Genomic DNA, 17,997 nt, shown 5'->3' on the forward strand with positions numbered 1-17,997 from the left:
GGGCCCTTCCTTCTGAGGGCGAACTTCCTCCGCTTGAACCCGCTCGATACGACGAGTTGTCCTACAGACGTCCTGCGGCCTTCAGCGCCAGATAGGCGTCGGCCACGGCCGGCGCGAGATTCTCCGGGGTGGCGTCGACGACGGTCACACCGTGGCGCTGAAGTTGTTCGGCCGAGCGGCGGCGCTGGGTCTGCGCCTGGGTGCCGGCAGCGGCGTCGTACACCGCGTCCAAGGTGCCGCGATCGCCCGCCATCTTTTCGATGTGAGGGTCTGCCACAGAGGCGACGAGCACCGTGTGGCGCTGAGTGAGCTGTGGGAGGACGGGCAGCAGGCCCTCCTCGATCGGAGCGGCGTCCAGGCTGGTCAACAGGACGATCAGGGAGCGACGCGGTGCCTGCTTGAGCGCGGCGGCGCTGAGGCCGCGGGCGTCCGTCTCCACCAGTTCCGGTTCGAGCGGGGCGAGCGCATCGACCATTGCGGGAAGCACGTCCCCTGCTGCTCGGCCCTGGACCTGGGCGCGGGTGCGGCGGTCGTACGCGAGGAGATCCACTCGGTCACCTGCGCGAGTGGCGAGCGCGGTGAGGAGGAGCGTGGCGTCCATGGCGGCATCCAGCCGCGGGACGTCGCCGACGCGGCCGGCCGATGTGCGGCCTGTGTCCAGCACGATGAGGATGTGGCGGTCCCGCTCGGGGCGCCAGGTGCGCACTGCGACGGTTGTCTGGCGAGCGGTCGCGCGCCAGTCGATGGAACGGGTGTCGTCGCCCGGTACATAGTCGCGGAGGCTGTCGAACTCGGTCCCCTCGCCGCGGGTGAGCACACTGGTGCGGCCGTCGAGTTCGCGTAGCCGGGCAAGCCGGGAGGGGAGGTGCTTGCGACTGGTGAAGGGCGGCAGGACGCGCACCGTCCAGGGCACGTGGTGGTTCCCCTGGCGTGCGGCGAGCCCGAGCGGGCCGTACGACCTGACGGTGACGCGTTCCGCGTGGCGGTCCCCGCGGCGGGTGGGTCGCAGGATCGTGGAGATGCGGCGGCGCTCGCCGGCGGGCACGGTCACGGTGTGGCGCGAGGCGGCCTGCTCCGTGCCCGGGACCCAGCTGCTGGGCGGCCAGGCATCCCGGAGGCGGGCGCGCAGTCGTCGACCGGACGGGTTGGCGATGGTGAGCTGAACTTCCGCGCTTTCGCCGAGTCGAACGGCTGTTTCACCGCTTCGGGTGAATTGGAGCGTTCGTACTGGTGCGGCCAGGGCGTAGTCGCACAGAATTGCTACTGAGAGCGGTGCATTGACGGCAAGCATCCCCGCCCAGCTCGGCGCGAAGACACCGACGGGGATGGAGCCCAGGGCGGCGAGGAGAGCCGTTCGTCCGGTGAGAGCCATCAGGTCACTGCCTCAGCGGGGGACGGGGACATGGGCGAGGATCGCGGTGATGACGGAGTCAGCAGTGACTCCTTCCATCTCGGCCTCGGGACGGAGCTGGATGCGATGCCGGAGAGTGGGAAGGGCCAGGGCCTTCACATCGTCTGGAATTACATAGTCCCGGCCCGTTAGCCAGGCCCAGGCCCTGGCGGTGGAGAGCAGCGCGGTGGCGCCTCGGGGGGAGACGCCGAGAGTGAGCGAGGGGGATTCACGAGTGGCACGGCAGATATCGACGACGTAGCCCGCGATCTCGCTGGAGACCGAGGTCTTGGCGACGGAGGCGCGGGCGGCCTCGAGGTCGGCGGGGCCGGCGACGGGGCGGATGCCGGCGGCCTGGAGGTCGCGGGGGTTGAAACCCTCGGCGTGCCGTGCGAGGACGTTGATCTCGTCGTCGCGTGAGGGCAGTGGGACCGTCAACTTGAGCAGGAAGCGGTCGAGTTGGGCCTCGGGCAGGGGGTATGTGCCTTCGTACTCGACCGGGTTCTGCGTCGCTGCGACCAGGAACGGGTCTGGGAGGGCGCGCGGAGTGCCGTCGACGGTGACCTGGCGTTCCTCCATTGCCTCCAGGAGCGACGACTGGGTCTTCGGCGGCGTCCTGTTGATCTCGTCTGCGAGGAGCAGGTTGGTGAAGACGGGACCCGGCTGGAAGGAGAACTCGGCGGTCCGTGCGTCGTAGACGAGCGAACCGGTGACGTCGCTGGGCATGAGGTCGGGGGTGAACTGGACGCGCCTGGTGTCGAGTTCGAGGGATGCGGCGAGGGCACGGACGAGGAGCGTCTTGGCGACGCCCGGGACTCCTTCGAGGAGGACGTGGCCACGGCAGAGCAGGGCGACGACGAGTCCGGTGACTGCGGAGTCCTGGCCGACCACGGCCTTCGCGATCTCGGTGCGCAGGGCCTCCAGGGAAGCGCGTGCGTTGTCCGAGTTCCCAGCGGTCTCGGGGGTCGGGGCGCTCATGAAGTGCGTACCTCTCTTTCGAGGGTGTCGAGTTGGTCAGCCAGGCGGATGAGAGCGGCATCGTCGGCGGGTGCCGGGCCGAAGAGCAGAGTCCTGAGGTCACGGTCGCCATCGGCGAGATGTGCGGAGACGGCCGGGAGGAGGGCATCGGGGGAATGGGCGTCCGCGGGGGCGACGCCCAGGAGAGGGGCGAGCCGGGTGCGGGTGGCCTGGCGGAGTACGGAGGCGGCGCGGTCGCGGGCGTTGGCCTTGCGATAGAGGCGGGCGCGGCCCTCGGCGGACTCGGAGGCGCGGATGGCGACAGGCAGCCGTTCGGCCACGAGTGGTCCCAGTCGGCGGGCTCGCCACACAGCGGCGAGTACGGCGGCGACTGCGAGCTGGAGGGTCCCCCACAGCCAGCCGGAGGGGATCAGTTCGGCGAAGCCGCTCTCGCCGTCACCGGTGCCGTTGTCCACTGCGGAGTCATCACTGAGCGAGGGGAGGTACCAGACGAGATGAGGCCGGGAGCCGAGGAGTTGAAGGGCAAGCGAGGCATTGCCCTCCTTGTCGAGACGTTCGTTGTGGAGGATGTCGGAGGAGCCGAGCAGAACGGTGTCGCCGTCGCCGGAGTCTTCGATCCTGAGCAGGCTGGGGAGCCCGTCGCTCGGGTAGCAGGCCTCGGCGTTGGGGAGGTCGTCGGTCGTATAGCGCTCACCACCGATGTCGGCGCTTCCGGCGCGCCGGGCGGCCGGAAAGGTGCAGCGCGGTTCGCGGGCCGAGACGGATGCGGGCCTGTTCGCCCGTACGCCGGGGGCGAGTGTGCCGACGGAGGGCGGGCCTGGGGCGACCAGGATCAAGCGACCGCCCGACGGGACCATCGCCGTGTGCAGGGCCTCCTGTTGAGGGTCTGTCAGCAAGTCGGGAGTGGCCACCAGGAGCGTGGTGTCGGGGCCCGTGGCGGCAGTGGCTTCGTCGAGGCTGGTGACGACGTGGGTGGAGACGCCCTGGGCCTTGAGGAGTTCGGCGACGGCGCGGCTGCCGTAGGGGTCGGCGGAGCGCGGGTCGAGGCGCCCGTGTTGCTCCCCGGAGCGCACGGCGGCCAGTGCGATGCCGGCGGCGACGAGCAGGACCAGTACGAGCAGTACACCGCGGGAGCGTGCCCAGATCTGACGGGAGGTGAGGGACGCCGAGGTGGCGGCGCCGGCCGTGGCCCCGGTCATTCGGCTGCTCCCTGGGCCGCGTTGCCGAGGAGGGGTTTGGCGCGCTCAAGATCGGCGTCGAGGTCCTTCAGGCGCCGGTACGCCTGTTGGTCGGCCGAGCGGCCGCCGTATGTGACGTCGTCGAAGGTGCGGGCCGCGATGCGCAGCGCGTCGGCGTGGCCCGGCAGGGAGCGACCGGCTTCCCCGGCGGCCTCGTCGGCGGTGCGGCCTGGGCGTGGCTCGAGGAGGGCCCGTTCCTCGAGGGAGCGGACGATGGCGCGCATTCGATCCTGGACCGCTTGGTTCCAGCGTCCGGCGGCGGCGTGTGTCTCGGCGGCCGCGCGGTGTTCGGCGGCGCTGCGAGGGCGGTCGTCGAAGAGCGAATCGCCGGTTGTGGGGGTGCGATGGGGGGTGCCGAGCCGCCACCACAGGGCGGCGACCAGGGCGATCACGATCAGCACGATGACGACGAGTCCCAGCGGACCGCCGGGGGCAGCGCCCGATGCGGCGGCGAAGATGTCGCCGACCCATTCCCAGAAACGGTCGAGACCTTGCTGGAGCAGGTTCGGATCGTTCTCGTGGTACATCGGCTTGCTCAGCTCGCGCTCCGCCGCCTCCCGGGCGGGTACGCGCGGGATGTCCACCGGTACGTCGTCGTTCGCGCGGACCATCAGCCGCGCCGCGGTCGTGCCCCCCGTGATGGACACTGCGTCAGCTCCTGGAGGCCTCGTCGCCCGGTGCCGCAGATCCGTAGCCGGGGACGCCTGCGGCGCGGGCCAGTTCCAGATCGAGGGCCTCGCGGCGGATGCGCTGGTCCACGTAGAGGAGGACCGTGACGCCGGCCGAGATCGGGTAGGTGATGGACGAGCCGATCACCGCGCCGATGCCGGTGATGATCAGGAAGGGCCAGCCGTAGTCGGGTGCGGTGCCCGAGAGCAGTCCGCTGAGGCCGTCACCGTCGACAGCGAAGGCGATCAAGGTGAACGGAATGGCGATGATCATCGAGACGAGGAGGGTCAGCACCAGCGTGAGGGTCAGGACGCCGAAGATCCGCCACCACGCTCCGCGCACGAGCTTGGCGGAGCGGCGCATGGACTGTACGACTCCCTGCCGCTCCAGCATGAGCGCGGGCGATGCGAGGGCGAAGCGGACCATCAGCCAGAGCATGACGACGACACCGACGATTCCGCCCAGGATGGAGAGGGCGACGCCCCCCGCGGAGCCCAGCAGCAGTCCGGGAAGGATGGCCACGGTCATCACGACCGCGGCGATCAGCGGCAACAGCAGGGTCAGGCCGAGGAGATGCGGGAGCCTGGGCCGTGCCTCGCGCCAGGCATCGGAGAGGGTGACGGGTCGCCCCAGCACCGAGCGGCTGATCACCACAGTGAGCAGTGCGGTGGTGAAGAGCGTGGCGATCAGGGTGATCGCCATGGCGGGAGCCAGCCCGACGAGAGTCGCGTTGAGCTGGTCCACTGTCTGCCGGAGGGTTTCCTCGGGGCTCGCGTTCTGGTCCACCGCGGGTACCGGCGGGACGAGGTAGCGCTGGACGAGGATGTCGCAGATCTGGGTGATGACCGAGACGGTGATCGTGATGCCCAGCACCGTGCGCCACTGCGCGCGAAGAGTCGACACCGAGCCGTCCAGGATCTCGCCGACGCCCAGGGGGCGCAGCGGGATGACCCCGGGCTTCGCGGCGGGTGGCTGTCCCCAGCCGCCGCGCTGCGGCCCGCCGCCCCACCCCTGCTGGGGTGCCGGAGGCACAGGGCGGTCGCCCGGAGGGGCCGGCGGAGCCCACTGGCCGACAGGCGGCTGCTCCTTGGACCACTTCGAGGGGGGACCGGTCGCGTCAGCAGGCTCGGGCGCTTCGGAGCCCTGGCCGTCGGAGGGGGCGGACCCGGGCGAGGTCCAGCCCGGAGTGTTGTTCACGGTCGTCCACCTCATGGATTGGTCGCGGGGCCGGCTCGCAAGGCCGGTTCGGTCACGGAGCCCGTCCACGGATCGGGGCGGACGGCTGGCAGCCATCGTGCCACGCGCCGCTCCCTGGTGGGCCGGGCCCTGGATCTCCTTCTCACCTTCATTGTCGGTGTCCCAACGGGCAGACTGGGCGGATGGCTGATCACTACGCACAAACCCCGGCCGCTGAGGGGCCGCCAAGGCTGCCGTCGCTGCGCTGGGACGAGCCGCCGGAAGGCCCTGTGCTGGTCCTGCTCGACCAGACCCGGCTGCCCGCCGAAGAGGCCGAACTGGTCTGTACGGACGTGCCGGGGCTGGTGCGGGCGATCCGGAATCTTGCTGTGCGTGGGGCGCCGCTGCTCGGGATCGCCGGCGCCTACGGTGTGGCGCTGGCCGCGGCGCGTGGGTACGACGTCGCGGAGGCGGCGTCCCTGCTGGAGCAGGCGCGGCCCACCGCGGTCAACCTCGGGTACGGCGTACGGCTGGCGGCCGCCGCGTACCAGGAGGCGGTCGGCAAGGGCGCCGATGCGGAAGAGGCGGCGGGCGCCGCGCTCGCTGCGGCGCGGAAGCTGCACCGGGAGGACGCCGAGGCCAGTGAGCGGATGGCGAGGCACGGACTGGCGCTGCTCGACGAGCTGCTGCCAGGCGGCGGTCATCGGATCCTGACGCACTGCAACACGGGGCGGCTGGTCTCCGGCGGGGAGGGCACGGCATTCGCGGTGGCGCTCGCCGCGCACCGGGAGGGCCGGCTGCGCAAGCTGTGGGTGGACGAGACGCGGCCGCTGCTGCAGGGTGCCCGGCTCACCGCGTACGAGGCGGCCAGAAACGGGATGGCTTACACCTTGCTCACGGACAATGCGGCCGGCTCACTCTTCTCGGCGGGAGAGGTCGATGCCGTCCTGATAGGGGCGGACCGGATCGCGGCGGACGGCTCTGTGGCGAACAAGGTGGGGAGCTATCCGCTGGCGGTGCTGGCCAAGTACCACCATGTGCCGTTCATCGTGGTGGCGCCGACCACGACGGTGGATCTGCGGACGGCGGACGGAGCGTCGATAGAGGTGGAACAGCGATCGGGGCAGGAAGTGACGGAGATGCAGGCACTGGGTGTCGCGGCGGCGGGTGCCGATGCCGCCGGGCTGCCGGTGGCACCGCTGGGAACCCAGGCGTACAACCCTGCATTCGACGTCACGCCTCCCGAACTGGTGACCGCGATCGTCACCGAAGAAGGGGCGATCTCCCCGGTCACGGGGGCAGCGATAGTGGATCTGTGTTCCAGATCACGCCAGGTAACGATCAGCTAATGGGATGATGTCGCGCTAGTCGACGAAAACGGCCCTCCACCTGCGGCGATTCGCAGGCTCACGCGTCCCGGGCGCGCCTGGGTTCAGTCGTTGCAGCCGGGGCCATCGCTTGGGTTCACGCAGGTGTTGATTCCGCGTCCGCCATTGTTGCGGTTCGTGCCGGAGCCGCCGTCCAGGGCGTCATCGTGGGCCTCCCCGAAGAGCCGGTCGTTACCCGCGTTACCGAAGAGCTCGTCGTTGCCCCTTCCGCCGAAGAGCTCGTCGTTGCCGTTTCCACCGAACAAAGCGTCGTTGCCCAGGAAAGCAAGGAGCCGGTCGTTGCCCGAGCCACCGGAAAGCTCGTCGTTGCCTGTTTCACCGTGGAGCTCGTCGTTGCCCGAATCACCGCGGAGGTCGTCGTTCTCCCCGCCGCCGAAGAGCTGGTCGTCGCCCGAGCCACCGAAGAGCTGATCGTTGTCCTTGTCCCCGTTGAGAGTGTCGTTGCCCGAGTCACCGCAGACGAGGTCGTTCCCCCCGAGTGCGTAGACCGTGTCATTGCCTCCGAGCGCGAAGATCACGTCGTTGCCGGGGGTGCCGACGATGACGTCGTTCTTCTCAGTGCCCACTCTGGTGGGTCTGGCGTCCTCACAGGTCGAGTTGTTCCAGGTGTTCGCGGTGCTCGCGGTGCTCGTGGTGTTCGAGGTGGTCGAGGTGGTCGATTCCATGGCTCGCCTCAGCGGTCCGGGTGCGGCGACCGTTGTGGAGGTGGAAAAGACGAACAGCCCCCCGATGACGAAAACGATGAGTGCGGGCAGCGACCGGGCACTGGCACGGCGCCGGCCGGAGCACCCAGTTGGAGCCGTCATCGGCCGGTCGTCGTCAAAAGGGCGGGGCTCGAACATGGCTCGGCTGCCTCCTGGGTGAGGTGCGTAGCTGTCCCTCACAGAAAGTCACACTGTCGCCCAGCGCGCTCCGGCACCCAGAGGGGCCGCATTCGCCCACGTGCCATTTTCGCAGGTCACGGCAGGTAGACCGTGCCACCATAAACACTCCTTCGGTGGCCACCCGCACGGCCTCGCCGGGAAAGCGGTGGCAGACCTGGGGTGAGGTGCCTTTCCCGCCCGAGACGGTTTAGCCTCTGCTGGTCCGCCTGGCCTCGGGCGGTTCAAGGGAGGGGTGTTCATGCAGCGGCGGGGAGTGGGCAGCGGGCTGAGAGTCGCGTCCTGGGTACTGGTGCCGCTCGGGCTGGTCCTGGCGCTGGGGGGCATCGGGTACTTCTTCACGAATTACCAGGGGGCCACCGTCATGAGCGAGGCGATGGAGCCCACGTATCGCCCGGGCGAGCGGCTGGTCATCGAGCGCATCGACGCGGGCGAGATACGCCGGGGTGATGTCGTACTCGTCCATGTGCCCGATCGCTATCAGGGCGAACCGGTGCTGCAGCGGGTCATCGGGATGGGCGGCGATCACGTGGTGTGCGACGGAAATCGGATCACGGTGAACGGGAAGCCGGTCGACGAACCGTATGTGATGCGCGGCGAAGTGAACCCGGCAACCGGACCGTACGACGTGCAGGTGCCGGACGGGCGGTTGTTCCTGCTGGGCGACCACCGGGGGAACTCGAACGACTCGCGGTTCTTCCTCGACGAGCAGTCGGGCAGCGTCGAGGCCTCCGGGGTGCTCGGACGAGTGCAGAAGGGTTTCACTGTGCCGGCGGTGTTGGTGGCGTTCGGGGTCCTCGGGATCGTGCTGACCCTGGTCGGGATCGGCCTGGGGATCGCGGGGTACGCGGCCGGACGGCGTGCCCGGCGGCCGCTCGCGGCTGTGCCGGCGTGGCCCGTGGCCTAAGCGATCTTGACGTCGTTGCTCCGGCCCACTGGAAGACGAGGGCGCACACGCAGTGGCACCGCAGGTCGTCGATGACGTGGATCGACAGATCTCGGAAGACGCGTGGCCAGGCCGGCCTTGTGCGACGGACTGACATCCGTCACTGACAGCAACGTCGGCGGACGAGGGCAGACAGTGACGATCGGATACGACTATCGTCACGGGCCAGTGAGCTGCCTCACCTGCGCTTCGGTGACCGTTACGAGAATGGGATGATGTCGAATATGAAGGGACGTGTCCTTGTCGTCGACGACGACACCGCACTGGCCGAGATGCTCGGGATTGTGCTGCGTGGTGAAGGGTTCGAGCCGTCGTTCGTAGCGGACGGCGACAAGGCACTTGCCGCATTCCGGGAGGCCAAGCCGGACCTGGTGCTGCTGGATCTCATGCTGCCGGGCCGTGACGGCATCGAGGTGTGCCGGCTCATCAGGGCCGAGTCGGGTGTGCCGATCGTGATGCTGACGGCCAAGAGCGACACCGTCGATGTGGTGGTCGGACTGGAGTCCGGTGCCGATGACTACATCGTCAAGCCGTTCAAGCCGAAGGAGCTGGTGGCCCGGATCCGGGCGCGGCTTCGCAGGTCGGAGGAGCCGGCTCCCGAGCAGCTCGCGATCGGGGACCTGGTCATCGATGTGGCCGGCCACTCCGTGAAGCGGGACGGGCAGTCGATCGCGCTGACCCCGCTCGAGTTCGATCTGCTCGTCGCACTGGCCCGTAAGCCGTGGCAGGTGTTCACCCGTGAGGTGCTGCTCGAGCAGGTCTGGGGGTACCGCCATGCCGCTGACACCCGGCTGGTGAACGTGCATGTGCAGCGGCTTCGCTCCAAGGTCGAGAAGGACCCGGAGCGGCCGGAGATCGTGGTGACCGTCCGTGGTGTCGGTTACAAGGCCGGACCGAGCTGACGTGGCCGTGGGCAGCACTGCTCCGAAGCCCGGGGGGCCGGGAGTCCGTACGGGGCGGGCTGCCGGGCCCGGGCGTGGGTCTTGGCGATTCGGCCGTCTGTTCCAGGGTGGACGGCTGTTGCAGGGCGGGGCACCGGGTGGGCCGGTGCTCCGGTTGGTCGTGCGCTGGGTCCGCCGTCCGCTGCTGCCCGCCGTCCGGTTGTGGCGGCGGAACATTCAGCTGCGGGTCGTCGCCGGCACACTGCTGATGTCGCTCGGTGTGGTGCTGCTGCTCGGGCTCGTTGTCATCGGTCAGGTGCGCAACGGTCTGCTGGACGCCAAGGAACAGGCGGCGCTGAGCCAGGCCGCCGGCGGATTCGTGGCGGCGCAGGACGCGAGCGGACCGTCCGCCCTCGGTGGTCAGGACGGGGACGCGACGGACGGCAGGCCCGGCCGGAGCTCCGTGAACTGGCGGTCCGAGCTGGTCAAGCATCTGGCCAGTGGCGGCCAGGGCGCGTACCACGTGGTGGCGCTGAGTCCTGATTCCCAGGATGCCGGGCCGAGCCGTGCTCCCCGGGCGTCCGGCGAGGTGGATGTGACCAGCGTTCCCGAGGCTCTGCGCAGCTCGGTCGCCCAGGGCACGGGGACGTTCCAGACGTACGCCAAGATCAAGTATTCGGTTTCGAAGGAGCCGGAGGCCGGTCTGGTGGTCGGCAAACGGCTCAACGACGTCGCGGGCAACTCCTACGAGCTCTACTACCTCTTCCCGCTGACGCAGGAGGAGGAGTCCCTGAGCCTGGTCAAGGGGACGCTGGCGACGGCCGGGCTGTTCGTGGTCGTCCTGCTCGGGGCCATCGCGTGGCTGGTGGTCCGGCAGGTCGTCACGCCCGTACGGATGGCTGCCGGGATCGCCGAGCGGCTGTCCGCCGGACGGCTCCAGGAGCGCATGAAGGTCACCGGCGAGGACGACATCGCCAGGCTGGGCGAGGCCTTCAACAAGATGGCACAGAACCTCCAGCACAAGATCCAGCAGCTGGAGGAGCTCTCCAGGATGCAGCGCCGGTTCGTCTCGGACGTCTCGCACGAACTGCGTACGCCGCTGACGACCGTCCGGATGGCGGCCGATGTCATCCACGAGGCGCGCAGTGACTTCGATCCGGTGACCGCGCGCTCCGCGGAGCTGCTCGGGGATCAGCTGGACCGGTTCGAGTCGCTGCTCGCCGACCTGCTGGAGATCAGCCGCTTCGACGCGGGTGCGGCGGCGCTGGAGGCCGAGCCGATAGATCTGCGAGAGGTCGTGCGCAGGGTGATCGGCGGCGCCGAGCCGCTGGCCGAGCGCAAGGGCACCCGGATCCGGGTGGTCGGGGACGAGCAGCCCGTGGTGGCCGAGGCCGATGCCCGGCGGATCGAGCGCGTCCTGCGCAATCTGGTGGTCAACGCCGTGGAGCACGGCGAGGGACGCGACGTGGTGGTGCGGCTGGCGGCCGCGGGCGGAGCGGTCGCCGTGGCCGTGCGTGACTACGGGGTGGGGCTCAAGCCCGGGGAGGCCACCCGGGTGTTCAACCGCTTCTGGCGTGCCGACCCGGCGCGTGCGCGTACGACCGGCGGTACGGGCCTCGGCCTCTCCATCGCGGTCGAGGATGCGCGGCTGCACGGCGGCTGGCTGCAGGCATGGGGTGAGCCGGGCGGCGGTTCGCAGTTCCGGCTGACCCTGCCGCGCACCGCGGACGAGCCGCTGCGCGGATCGCCGATACCGCTGGAGCCCGAGGACTCCCGGCGGGCCCGTGAGCGTGCCGCGGCCGACGCGGCGAACGAGAGCGCGCTGCGGCTGTCGACCGTACCGACGCAGCCCGGCGCGGACCGGTCGAGGCTGTCCGTTCCGGCTCGGCCCCCGGGGCCGCCGCACGCCCCGCAGGCGGCGGTGGACCCGGCAGCACTGCCGGGCAGCGGTGCCCGCGTGGTGGCCCGTCCGCTGGGCGAGCGGGCGGGTGAAGGTGGGACGGTGGGCCCCGTCCCGGGACAGGTTTCGGAGCGGGAGGACACGACTCGTGGGCGCTGAGGCTCGTCGGTACGGCCACAGGCGCGCCATACGGGCGTGGGCGCTGCTCGTCTGCGCGGCCGTCCTGCTGACCGGATGTGCGTCGATGCCGGACAGTGGCGACGTGGAGCAGGTGAGGGCCACCAAGGGCGCGGACTCGCAGGTGCGTGTCTACGCGGTGCCGCCCCGCGACGGCGCCAGCCCGGAGGAGATCGTCGGCGGCTTCCTGGAGGCCATGACCAGTGATGATCCGAGCTTTGCGACGGCACGTAAGTACTTGACGAAGCGGGCGTCCAAGGAATGGCGGCCGGAAGAGCTCGTCACGGTGCTGACCGAGGCGCCGGACCCCGGAGCGCCGGCCGTGGCCGAGCGCGACAGCAAGCGCAGCTATCCGCTGTCGGGCGAGCTGATCGCCACGGTGGACCAGCACGCCTACAAGTCCGTTGTGCCCACCCAGTACGGCGGGACGCTGCGCCTGGTGCGGCAGAGCGGGCCGGACGGCAAGGGCAAGGGCAAGGAATGGCGCATCGACTCGGCGCCCCAGGGCCTGGTGCTCGGGGAGAGCGACTTCCTGCGCAACTACAGCTCCGTCAACAAGTACTACTTCGCGTCGGGGCAGCACTCGGTGGTCGCCGACCCGGTGTACATCCGGCAGCGGCAGGATCCGGTGACGCGGATGGACCCGGTCTCACAGACGGTGTCGGCGTTGTTCGAAGGGCCGACGGACTGGCTGAAGCCGGTGGTGGACGCCCCGTTCCCCACGGGTACGGGGCTGAAGAAGGGCATCACGTCCCTCACACCTGACGATCAGAACGCCCTGAAGGTGCCCCTCAACAACAAGGCGTCGAATGTCGGGCGGACCGTGTGCAACAAGATGGCCACACAGATTCTGCTCACCCTGCGTGACCTGACGTCGCCCCGTGTCGAGCAGGTCGAGCTGCAGCGCGCCGACGGGTCTCAGCTGTGTGTGCTCAACTCCGACCAGGCGGAGGCGTACGCTCCGGCGCGCTCCACGGCGAGCCCGGACAACGTCTACTTCGTCGACGGTGCCGGCCGGATGGCCGTGGTGGGGGCAAAGCCCAGGAAGACCGACAAGACCATGGTGCCGGGACCGTTCGGCAATGGTGAGCTGCGCCTGAGCACGGTTGCCGTGGCCCGGAACCTGCAGCGCGCGGCGGCGGTCTCGCACGACGGGAAGTCCCTCTACACGACGTCGATCATGTCCGACGAGACACTGCCCGATCCGCTCGTGCAGAGTCAGGCTCCGGAGGCCACGGACCGGCTGTCGGCGCCCAGCTGGGACCGGAACGATCTGTGGGTCGCCGACCGGAATCCGGCCCATCCGCGACTGCTGCGCCTGGCGAACGGCCAGGGCAAAGAGCAGGAGGTCAAGGTCGCCGGGCTCGACGGCGCTCGGATCGAGTCGCTGCGGGTGTCGGCCGATGGTGTGCGGATAGCGATGCTGCTTGCCAAGGACGGCAGGAGCACCCTGAAGATCGGCCGGATCGAGCGGCACACGGACGCCACGGGGAACTCGACGGTCTCGGTGGTGGAACTGCAGGCCGCGGCGCCCCGGCTGGAGTCGGTGACGGCCCTGTCCTGGGCGGGCCCGAGCCGCCTTGTCGTGGTCGGAAAGGAGGCCGGCGGTGTGCAGCAGGTGCGCTACATACAGACCGACGGCTCCCTCACGCCCGCCGGTGGCCTGCCGGGTCTGAACAAGGTGTCGGCTGTGGCCGCCACAGAGGACGAGGAACAGTACCTGGTGGCGGTCTCCGACGACGAGCTGGTGCGACTCGTGCCCAACGCGAACTGGCAGACGATGATCGAGAAGGGCTCGTCGCCGGTCTACCCGGGGTAGGGCCCCGGCCTGTTCCGGCGGGGTTTTCCACAGGGTGCTCACGGGAGTTTTCCACAGGGGTGGCCGCGCCTATCGAGCAGGAGCACAGTGGTGGTCATGCAGGGGTGGTGGCACGAGATCGCCGGGCTGGTGCTGCCGGTCGCCTGCGCGGGTTGCGGGCGTCCCCGTACGCCGTTGTGCGCGGAGTGTGCGTGGCAGCTGGCCGGTCCCGCGCCGGGGCGGGCGAGACCGCGGCCCGAGCCGGTGGGGCTGCCGGTGGTGTTCGCCGCCGCCCGGTACGAGGACGCGGTACGGGCGGTGCTGCTGGCGCACAAGGAGCGGGGTGCGCTGGGACTGGCGGGGCCGATCGGCCGGGCGCTGGCCGGGGCCGTACGGGCGGCGGTGCCGGAGGCTCTGGGCGGGCCGGAGCCGTTGCTGCTGGTGCCCATGCCGTCGGCGCGGCGGGCGGTGCGGGCGCGGGGGCATGACGCGGCGCGGCGTATCGCAGTGGCCGCTGCCGCGGCACTGCGGCGCAATGGGACGTACGCCCGGGCGTTGCCGGTGCTGAGGCAGTGCCGGCCGGTGGCCGACCAGTCGGGCCTCACGGCCCGGAGAAGGCTGCTGAACATGGCGGGGGCCCTGGAGGTGGCCGATGGTGCCGAGCGGCTCCTGGAGAGCCGTAGAGCGGTGCTGGTGGACGATGTGATGACCACGGGTGCCTCGCTCGTGGAGGCTGCCCGGGCACTGCGTGCCGCGACCGCCGCGCTTTCTTCCGGGTACGTGCGCATGAGTGCCGCCGTCGTCGCCGCACCCCCGCTGTCGTTCGACATAAACCGGAACTGACCGGGGAGGAGCAACGTTGCAGGTAGTAAGAGCCGGAAATCCCCTGAATGGACGTACGCGCTGGTAGCGGGTGCCGACAACCGTCCGGGCGAGCTATGTTCGGTTGTGAGAAACGGTGAACGCCGCGCTTCATCGAATGCATGATTGGGTTACGGCCAGGTATTCATGAAGCAGCCCAGAACCTCGAAGTTGGTGGGGGTGGGGATCTTGCCGATGGGGGAGGAGGAGGTGAAAGTCGCCAAGTCCGAGGCTCCGGTGCACACCGGGGCCTGGTGCAAGAGGGAGATGCTCCGCGTCGAGTGCGGAGCGATCCGGGAACGGAGTTCTGCGTGGACATCGTCGTCAAGGGCCGCAAGACCGAGGTGCCCGAGCGGTTCCGCAAGCACGTGGCCGAGAAGCTGAAGCTGGACAAGATCCAGAAGCTCGACGGCAAGGTGATCAGCCTCGACGTCGAGGTGTCCAAGGAGCACAATCCGCGGCAGGCCGACCGTTCCGACCGCGTGGAGATCACACTTCTTTCGCGTGGCCCGGTGATCCGGGCAGAAGCAGCGGCTGGGGACCCCTACGCGGCGCTCGACCTGGCCACGGCGAAGCTGGAGGCCCGGCTGCGAAAGCAGCACGACAAGCGTCACACCCGCAGGGGCAACGGCCGGCTGTCGGCAGCAGAGGTCGCCGATGTCGTTCCTGGCGTAGCCCAGTTGAACGGAAGCGGTGAGCCTGTCTCCGAGGAAGCCTCGGATTCCATTCCCACCACCAGGATCGGCTCGCTCGAAGTGCAGGGTGAAGGACCGCTGGTGGTCCGCGAGAAGACACACGTCGCCGCCCCGATGACGCTCGACCAGGCGCTGTACGAGATGGAGCTGGTCGGGCACGACTTCTATCTGTTCGTCGACTCCGAGACGAAGGAACCCAGTGTCGTCTACCGGCGGCACGCCTATGACTACGGCGTCATCCACCTGACGACCGACCCGCTCGCCGAGCGCGAGGCGGGCGGCGCGGGCGGAGCGCTCGGCGGCTGATCCCGCTCTTCCATTGGTGCCCCTGGAGTGCCCCGTGCGCCCCCAGGGGCACCCTTGTGCCACCACGGGACCGCGCCACCGCCCTGTGGGCATGGAATCATGGCGACCCGAGCCAACCGGTGTGCTGTGGACTGCGGTTGGCAGACCACAGATGAACCAGGCCACGGCCTTCAGGGGGAGGAACGATGGCGGACAGCTTCGGACCGGTGCATGACGCGGAAGACGCCCAGGTCACGGGCGGTGCCGGCAGTGCGGGCGGTGCGGAGACCGGCATGTCCCGCAAGGAGCCGATCCGGGTGCTCGTGGTGGATGACCATGCCCTCTTCCGCCGCGGACTGGAGATCGTCCTCGCCCAGGAGGAGGACATCCAGGTCGTCGGTGAGGCCGGGGACGGGGCGGAGGCGGTCGACAAGGCGGCCGATCTGCTGCCCGACATCGTGCTCATGGATGTCCGGATGCCGAAGCGGGGCGGGATCGAGGCCTGCACCTCCATCAAGGAAGTGGCGCCCAGCGCGAAGATCATCATGCTGACGATCAGCGACGAGGAGGCGGACCTCTACGACGCGATCAAGGCAGGTGCCACCGGATATCTCCTCAAGGAGATCTCCACGGACGAGGTGGCCACGGCGATCCGCGCGGTCGCCGACGGGCAGTCGCAGATCAGCCCGTCCATGGCGTCGAAGCTGCTCACCGAGTTCAAGTCGATGATCCAGCGCACCGACGAGCGCCGGCTGGTGCCCGCTCCCCGGCTGACCGACCGGGAGCTGGAGGTACTCAAGCTGGTGGCGACGGGGATGAACAACCGTGACATCGCCAAGGAGTTGTTCATCTCCGAGAACACGGTGAAGAACCACGTGCGCAACATCCTGGAGAAGCTCCAGCTCCACTCCAGGATGGAAGCGGTGGTGTACGCGATGCGGGAGAAGATCCTCGAAATCCGGTAGGGGTCACGCCGGGTGGCGTTTCGGCCGGGGGTACGGGGGTTGTCCCCCGGGAGGTTGCGGCGCGGTGCGGGAGAAGATCCTGGAGATCCGGTAGGGGTCACGCCGGGTGGCGTTTCGGCCGGGGGTACGGGGGTTGTCCCCCGGGAGGTTGCGGCGCGGTGCGGGAGAAGATCCTCGAGATCCGGTAGGGGTCACGCCGGGTGGCGTTTCGGCCGGGGGTACGGGGGTTGTCCCCCGGGAGGTTGCGGCGCGATGCGGGAGAAGACCCTGGAGATCCGGTAGGGGTCACGCCGGGTGGCGTTTCGGCCGGGGGGACGGGGGTTGTCCCCCGGGAGGTTGCGGCGCGGTGCGGGAGAAGATCCTGGAGATCCGGTAGGGGTCACGCCGGGTGGCGTTTCGGCCGGGGGGACGGGGGTTGGCCGGCAGCGGCTCCCTAGCAAGCAAACCCGGGCAGACCGCGGACAGAGCCCGGTCAGGCGAGGGCGGCGACCAGGGGCGCCGTCAGTTCGGGGCGGTCGACGCGCTCGACACGGACCGAGTCGCAACCCACCCACTGGGCCGCCTCCAGCAGCGCCTGGGCCATGGGCAGCACCGCTTTCGGCGCGGCCAGCGAGACCTGCTTGGCCACCAGAGTGGTGCCTTCGCGCGCCGGGTCGACCCGGCCCAGCAGCTTGCCGCCCGACAGCAGCGGCATCGCGAAGTAGCCGTACACCCGCTTCGGCTTGGGGACGTACGCCTCCAGGCGGTGCGTGAATCCGAAGATCCGCTCGGTGCGCGCCCGCTCCCAGATCAGCGAGTCGAACGGCGACAGCAGCGTCGTACGGTGACGGCCGCGGGGCTCGCTCGCCAGCGCCTCCGGGTCCGCCCACGCGGGCTTGTCCCAGCCCTGGACGCGGACCGGTACGAGACCGGAGTCGGCGACCACCGCGTCGAACTGCTCGCCCTTGAGGCGGTGGTAGTCCGCGATGTCCGCGCGCGTGCCCACCCCCAGGGACTGTCCGGCCAGCCGCACCAGCCGGCGCAGGCACTCCCGGTCGTCCAGGTCGTCATGGAGCAGCGCGTCCGGGATCGCGCGCTCGGCGAGGTCGTACACCCGCTTCCAGCCGCGCCGCTCGGTGCACACCACCTCGCCGTACATCAGCGCCCGCTCGACGGCGACCTTCGCCGCCGACCAGTCCCACCACTCCCCGCCGTTCTTCGCGCCGCCCAGCTCGGTGGCGGTGAGCGGTCCCTCGGTCCGCAGCTGCTTGATCACCGTGTCGTAAGCGCCGTCCGGAAGGTCGTGGTACCAGTGCGGGCGGTCGCGGTAGGCGCGGCGGCGGAAGGCGAAGTGCGGCCATTCCTCGACAGGGAGGATGCAGGCCGCGTGCGACCAGTATTCGAAGGCGTGAGCCTCGGTCCAGTACGCGTCCTCGACCGTCTTACGGCCCACCGAGCCCAGGCGGGCATACGGAATCAGCTCGTGCGAGCGCGCCAGCACCGAGATCGTGTCCAGCTGGACGGCGCCGAGATGGCGCAGCACTCCCCGCACGCCGCCCCGGCGGTCGGGGGCGCCGAGGAACCCCTGGGCGCGCAGGGCTATGCGGCGGGTTTCGTCGGCGGACAGCTCGGTGGCGGGCGGCGCGGTCGTCATGCTCCGCACCATAGAGGGCGGTACTGACAGCCGGCTCGGACCAGACAGATCTCCTTCGCCGGAGGACGCGGGATCAACCCTCCGCAGGGAGGCGCAAAGAGGCGTAAGGAGCAGGGAAATGCGGGGAAATGCGAGG

16 protein-coding genes are annotated in these 17,997 nt (G+C 69.9%); 9 read left to right on the forward strand and 7 right to left on the reverse strand.

The genetic code is table 11. From position 1 onward, the window contains the following. Positions 1 to 61: 61 nt before the first annotated feature. The 5 genes from ACWGI8_RS10845 to ACWGI8_RS10865 are packed head-to-tail and all read right to left on the reverse strand — an operon-like array spanning position 62 to position 5,472. On the reverse strand, positions 62 to 1,372 hold the full coding sequence (locus ACWGI8_RS10845) for a DUF58 domain-containing protein (protein WP_453659802.1): 1,311 nt from the start codon (positions 1,370 to 1,372) through the stop codon (positions 62 to 64). Positions 1,373 to 1,384: 12 nt separating this feature from the next. Beyond that, entirely contained in the window at positions 1,385 to 2,368 is a 984-nt protein-coding gene (locus ACWGI8_RS10850; RefSeq protein ID WP_453659803.1) for an AAA family ATPase, read from the reverse strand. Beyond that, on the reverse strand, positions 2,365 to 3,567 hold the full coding sequence (locus ACWGI8_RS10855; protein WP_453659804.1) for a DUF4350 domain-containing protein: 1,203 nt from the start codon (positions 3,565 to 3,567) through the stop codon (positions 2,365 to 2,367). Before ACWGI8_RS10855 ends, ACWGI8_RS10850 begins: the two co-directional genes overlap by 4 nt. After that, positions 3,564 to 4,253: a DUF4129 domain-containing protein gene (locus tag ACWGI8_RS10860; protein WP_453659805.1), complete on the reverse strand. Its 690-nt coding sequence runs from the start codon at positions 4,251 to 4,253 to the stop codon at positions 3,564 to 3,566. Before ACWGI8_RS10860 ends, ACWGI8_RS10855 begins: the two co-directional genes overlap by 4 nt. 4 nt (positions 4,254 to 4,257) lie before the next feature. Continuing rightward, positions 4,258 to 5,472 (reverse strand): glycerophosphoryl diester phosphodiesterase membrane domain-containing protein, encoded by a 1,215-nt coding sequence (locus tag ACWGI8_RS10865; protein WP_453659807.1) that lies wholly within the window; start codon positions 5,470 to 5,472, stop codon positions 4,258 to 4,260. 182 nt (positions 5,473 to 5,654) lie between these two features. Here ACWGI8_RS10865 and mtnA point away from each other — a divergent pair, with 182 nt between their 5' ends. Next, positions 5,655 to 6,800 carry an S-methyl-5-thioribose-1-phosphate isomerase gene (gene mtnA / locus ACWGI8_RS10870; protein WP_453659809.1) on the forward strand — a complete coding sequence of 382 codons (1,146 nt, stop codon included), beginning with the start codon at positions 5,655 to 5,657 and terminating at the stop codon, positions 6,798 to 6,800. An 83-nt stretch (positions 6,801 to 6,883) separates the two neighbouring features. Here the strand turns inward: mtnA and ACWGI8_RS10875 are convergent, their stop codons facing one another. Continuing rightward, positions 6,884 to 7,405, reverse strand: a complete 522-nt coding sequence (locus ACWGI8_RS10875) for a calcium-binding protein (RefSeq protein WP_453659811.1) — start codon at positions 7,403 to 7,405, stop codon at positions 6,884 to 6,886. Between ACWGI8_RS10875 and ACWGI8_RS10880 the strand changes: the two genes are divergently transcribed. The 8 genes from ACWGI8_RS10880 (at position 7,380) to ACWGI8_RS10915 (ending at position 16,228) form a co-directional block, all read left to right on the forward strand. After that, entirely contained in the window at positions 7,380 to 7,703 is a 324-nt protein-coding gene (locus ACWGI8_RS10880; RefSeq protein ID WP_453659812.1) for a hypothetical protein, read from the forward strand. The genes ACWGI8_RS10875 and ACWGI8_RS10880 overlap by 26 nt on opposite strands. 258 nt (positions 7,704 to 7,961) lie before the next feature. Further along, positions 7,962 to 8,627 (forward strand): signal peptidase I, encoded by a 666-nt coding sequence (gene lepB / locus ACWGI8_RS10885; RefSeq protein WP_453659813.1) that lies wholly within the window; start codon positions 7,962 to 7,964, stop codon positions 8,625 to 8,627. Positions 8,628 to 8,878: 251 nt separating this feature from the next. Continuing rightward, on the forward strand, positions 8,879 to 9,568 hold the full coding sequence (gene mtrA / locus ACWGI8_RS10890) for a two-component system response regulator MtrA (protein WP_351232597.1): 690 nt from the start codon (positions 8,879 to 8,881) through the stop codon (positions 9,566 to 9,568). Position 9,569: 1 nt separating this feature from the next. Then, positions 9,570 to 11,606: an MtrAB system histidine kinase MtrB gene (gene mtrB, locus ACWGI8_RS10895; RefSeq protein WP_453659815.1), complete on the forward strand. Its 2,037-nt coding sequence runs from the start codon at positions 9,570 to 9,572 to the stop codon at positions 11,604 to 11,606. Further along, complete coding sequence (locus ACWGI8_RS10900) at positions 11,596 to 13,443, forward strand: LpqB family beta-propeller domain-containing protein (protein ID WP_453659817.1); 1,848 nt, start codon at positions 11,596 to 11,598, stop codon at positions 13,441 to 13,443. The genes mtrB and ACWGI8_RS10900 overlap by 11 nt, the downstream gene beginning before the upstream one ends. A gap of 96 nt (positions 13,444 to 13,539) precedes the next feature. Beyond that, entirely contained in the window at positions 13,540 to 14,265 is a 726-nt protein-coding gene (locus ACWGI8_RS10905; protein ID WP_453659835.1) for a ComF family protein, read from the forward strand. A gap of 329 nt (positions 14,266 to 14,594) precedes the next feature. Then, the gene (hpf, locus tag ACWGI8_RS10910; protein WP_453659818.1) at positions 14,595 to 15,284 is read left to right on the forward strand and encodes a ribosome hibernation-promoting factor, HPF/YfiA family; all 690 of its coding nucleotides are present in this window, start codon (positions 14,595 to 14,597) and stop codon (positions 15,282 to 15,284) included. A gap of 185 nt (positions 15,285 to 15,469) precedes the next feature. Continuing rightward, positions 15,470 to 16,228 carry a response regulator gene (locus tag ACWGI8_RS10915; protein WP_453659820.1) on the forward strand — a complete coding sequence of 253 codons (759 nt, stop codon included), beginning with the start codon at positions 15,470 to 15,472 and terminating at the stop codon, positions 16,226 to 16,228. A gap of 472 nt (positions 16,229 to 16,700) precedes the next feature. Here ACWGI8_RS10915 and ACWGI8_RS10920 read toward each other — a convergent pair whose 3' ends face one another. Further along, on the reverse strand, positions 16,701 to 17,861 hold the full coding sequence (locus ACWGI8_RS10920; protein WP_453659822.1) for a winged helix-turn-helix domain-containing protein: 1,161 nt from the start codon (positions 17,859 to 17,861) through the stop codon (positions 16,701 to 16,703). Between the last annotated feature and the right edge of the window lie 136 nt (positions 17,862 to 17,997).

It is taken from the genome of Streptomyces sp. NPDC054841 (assembly GCF_053611045.1).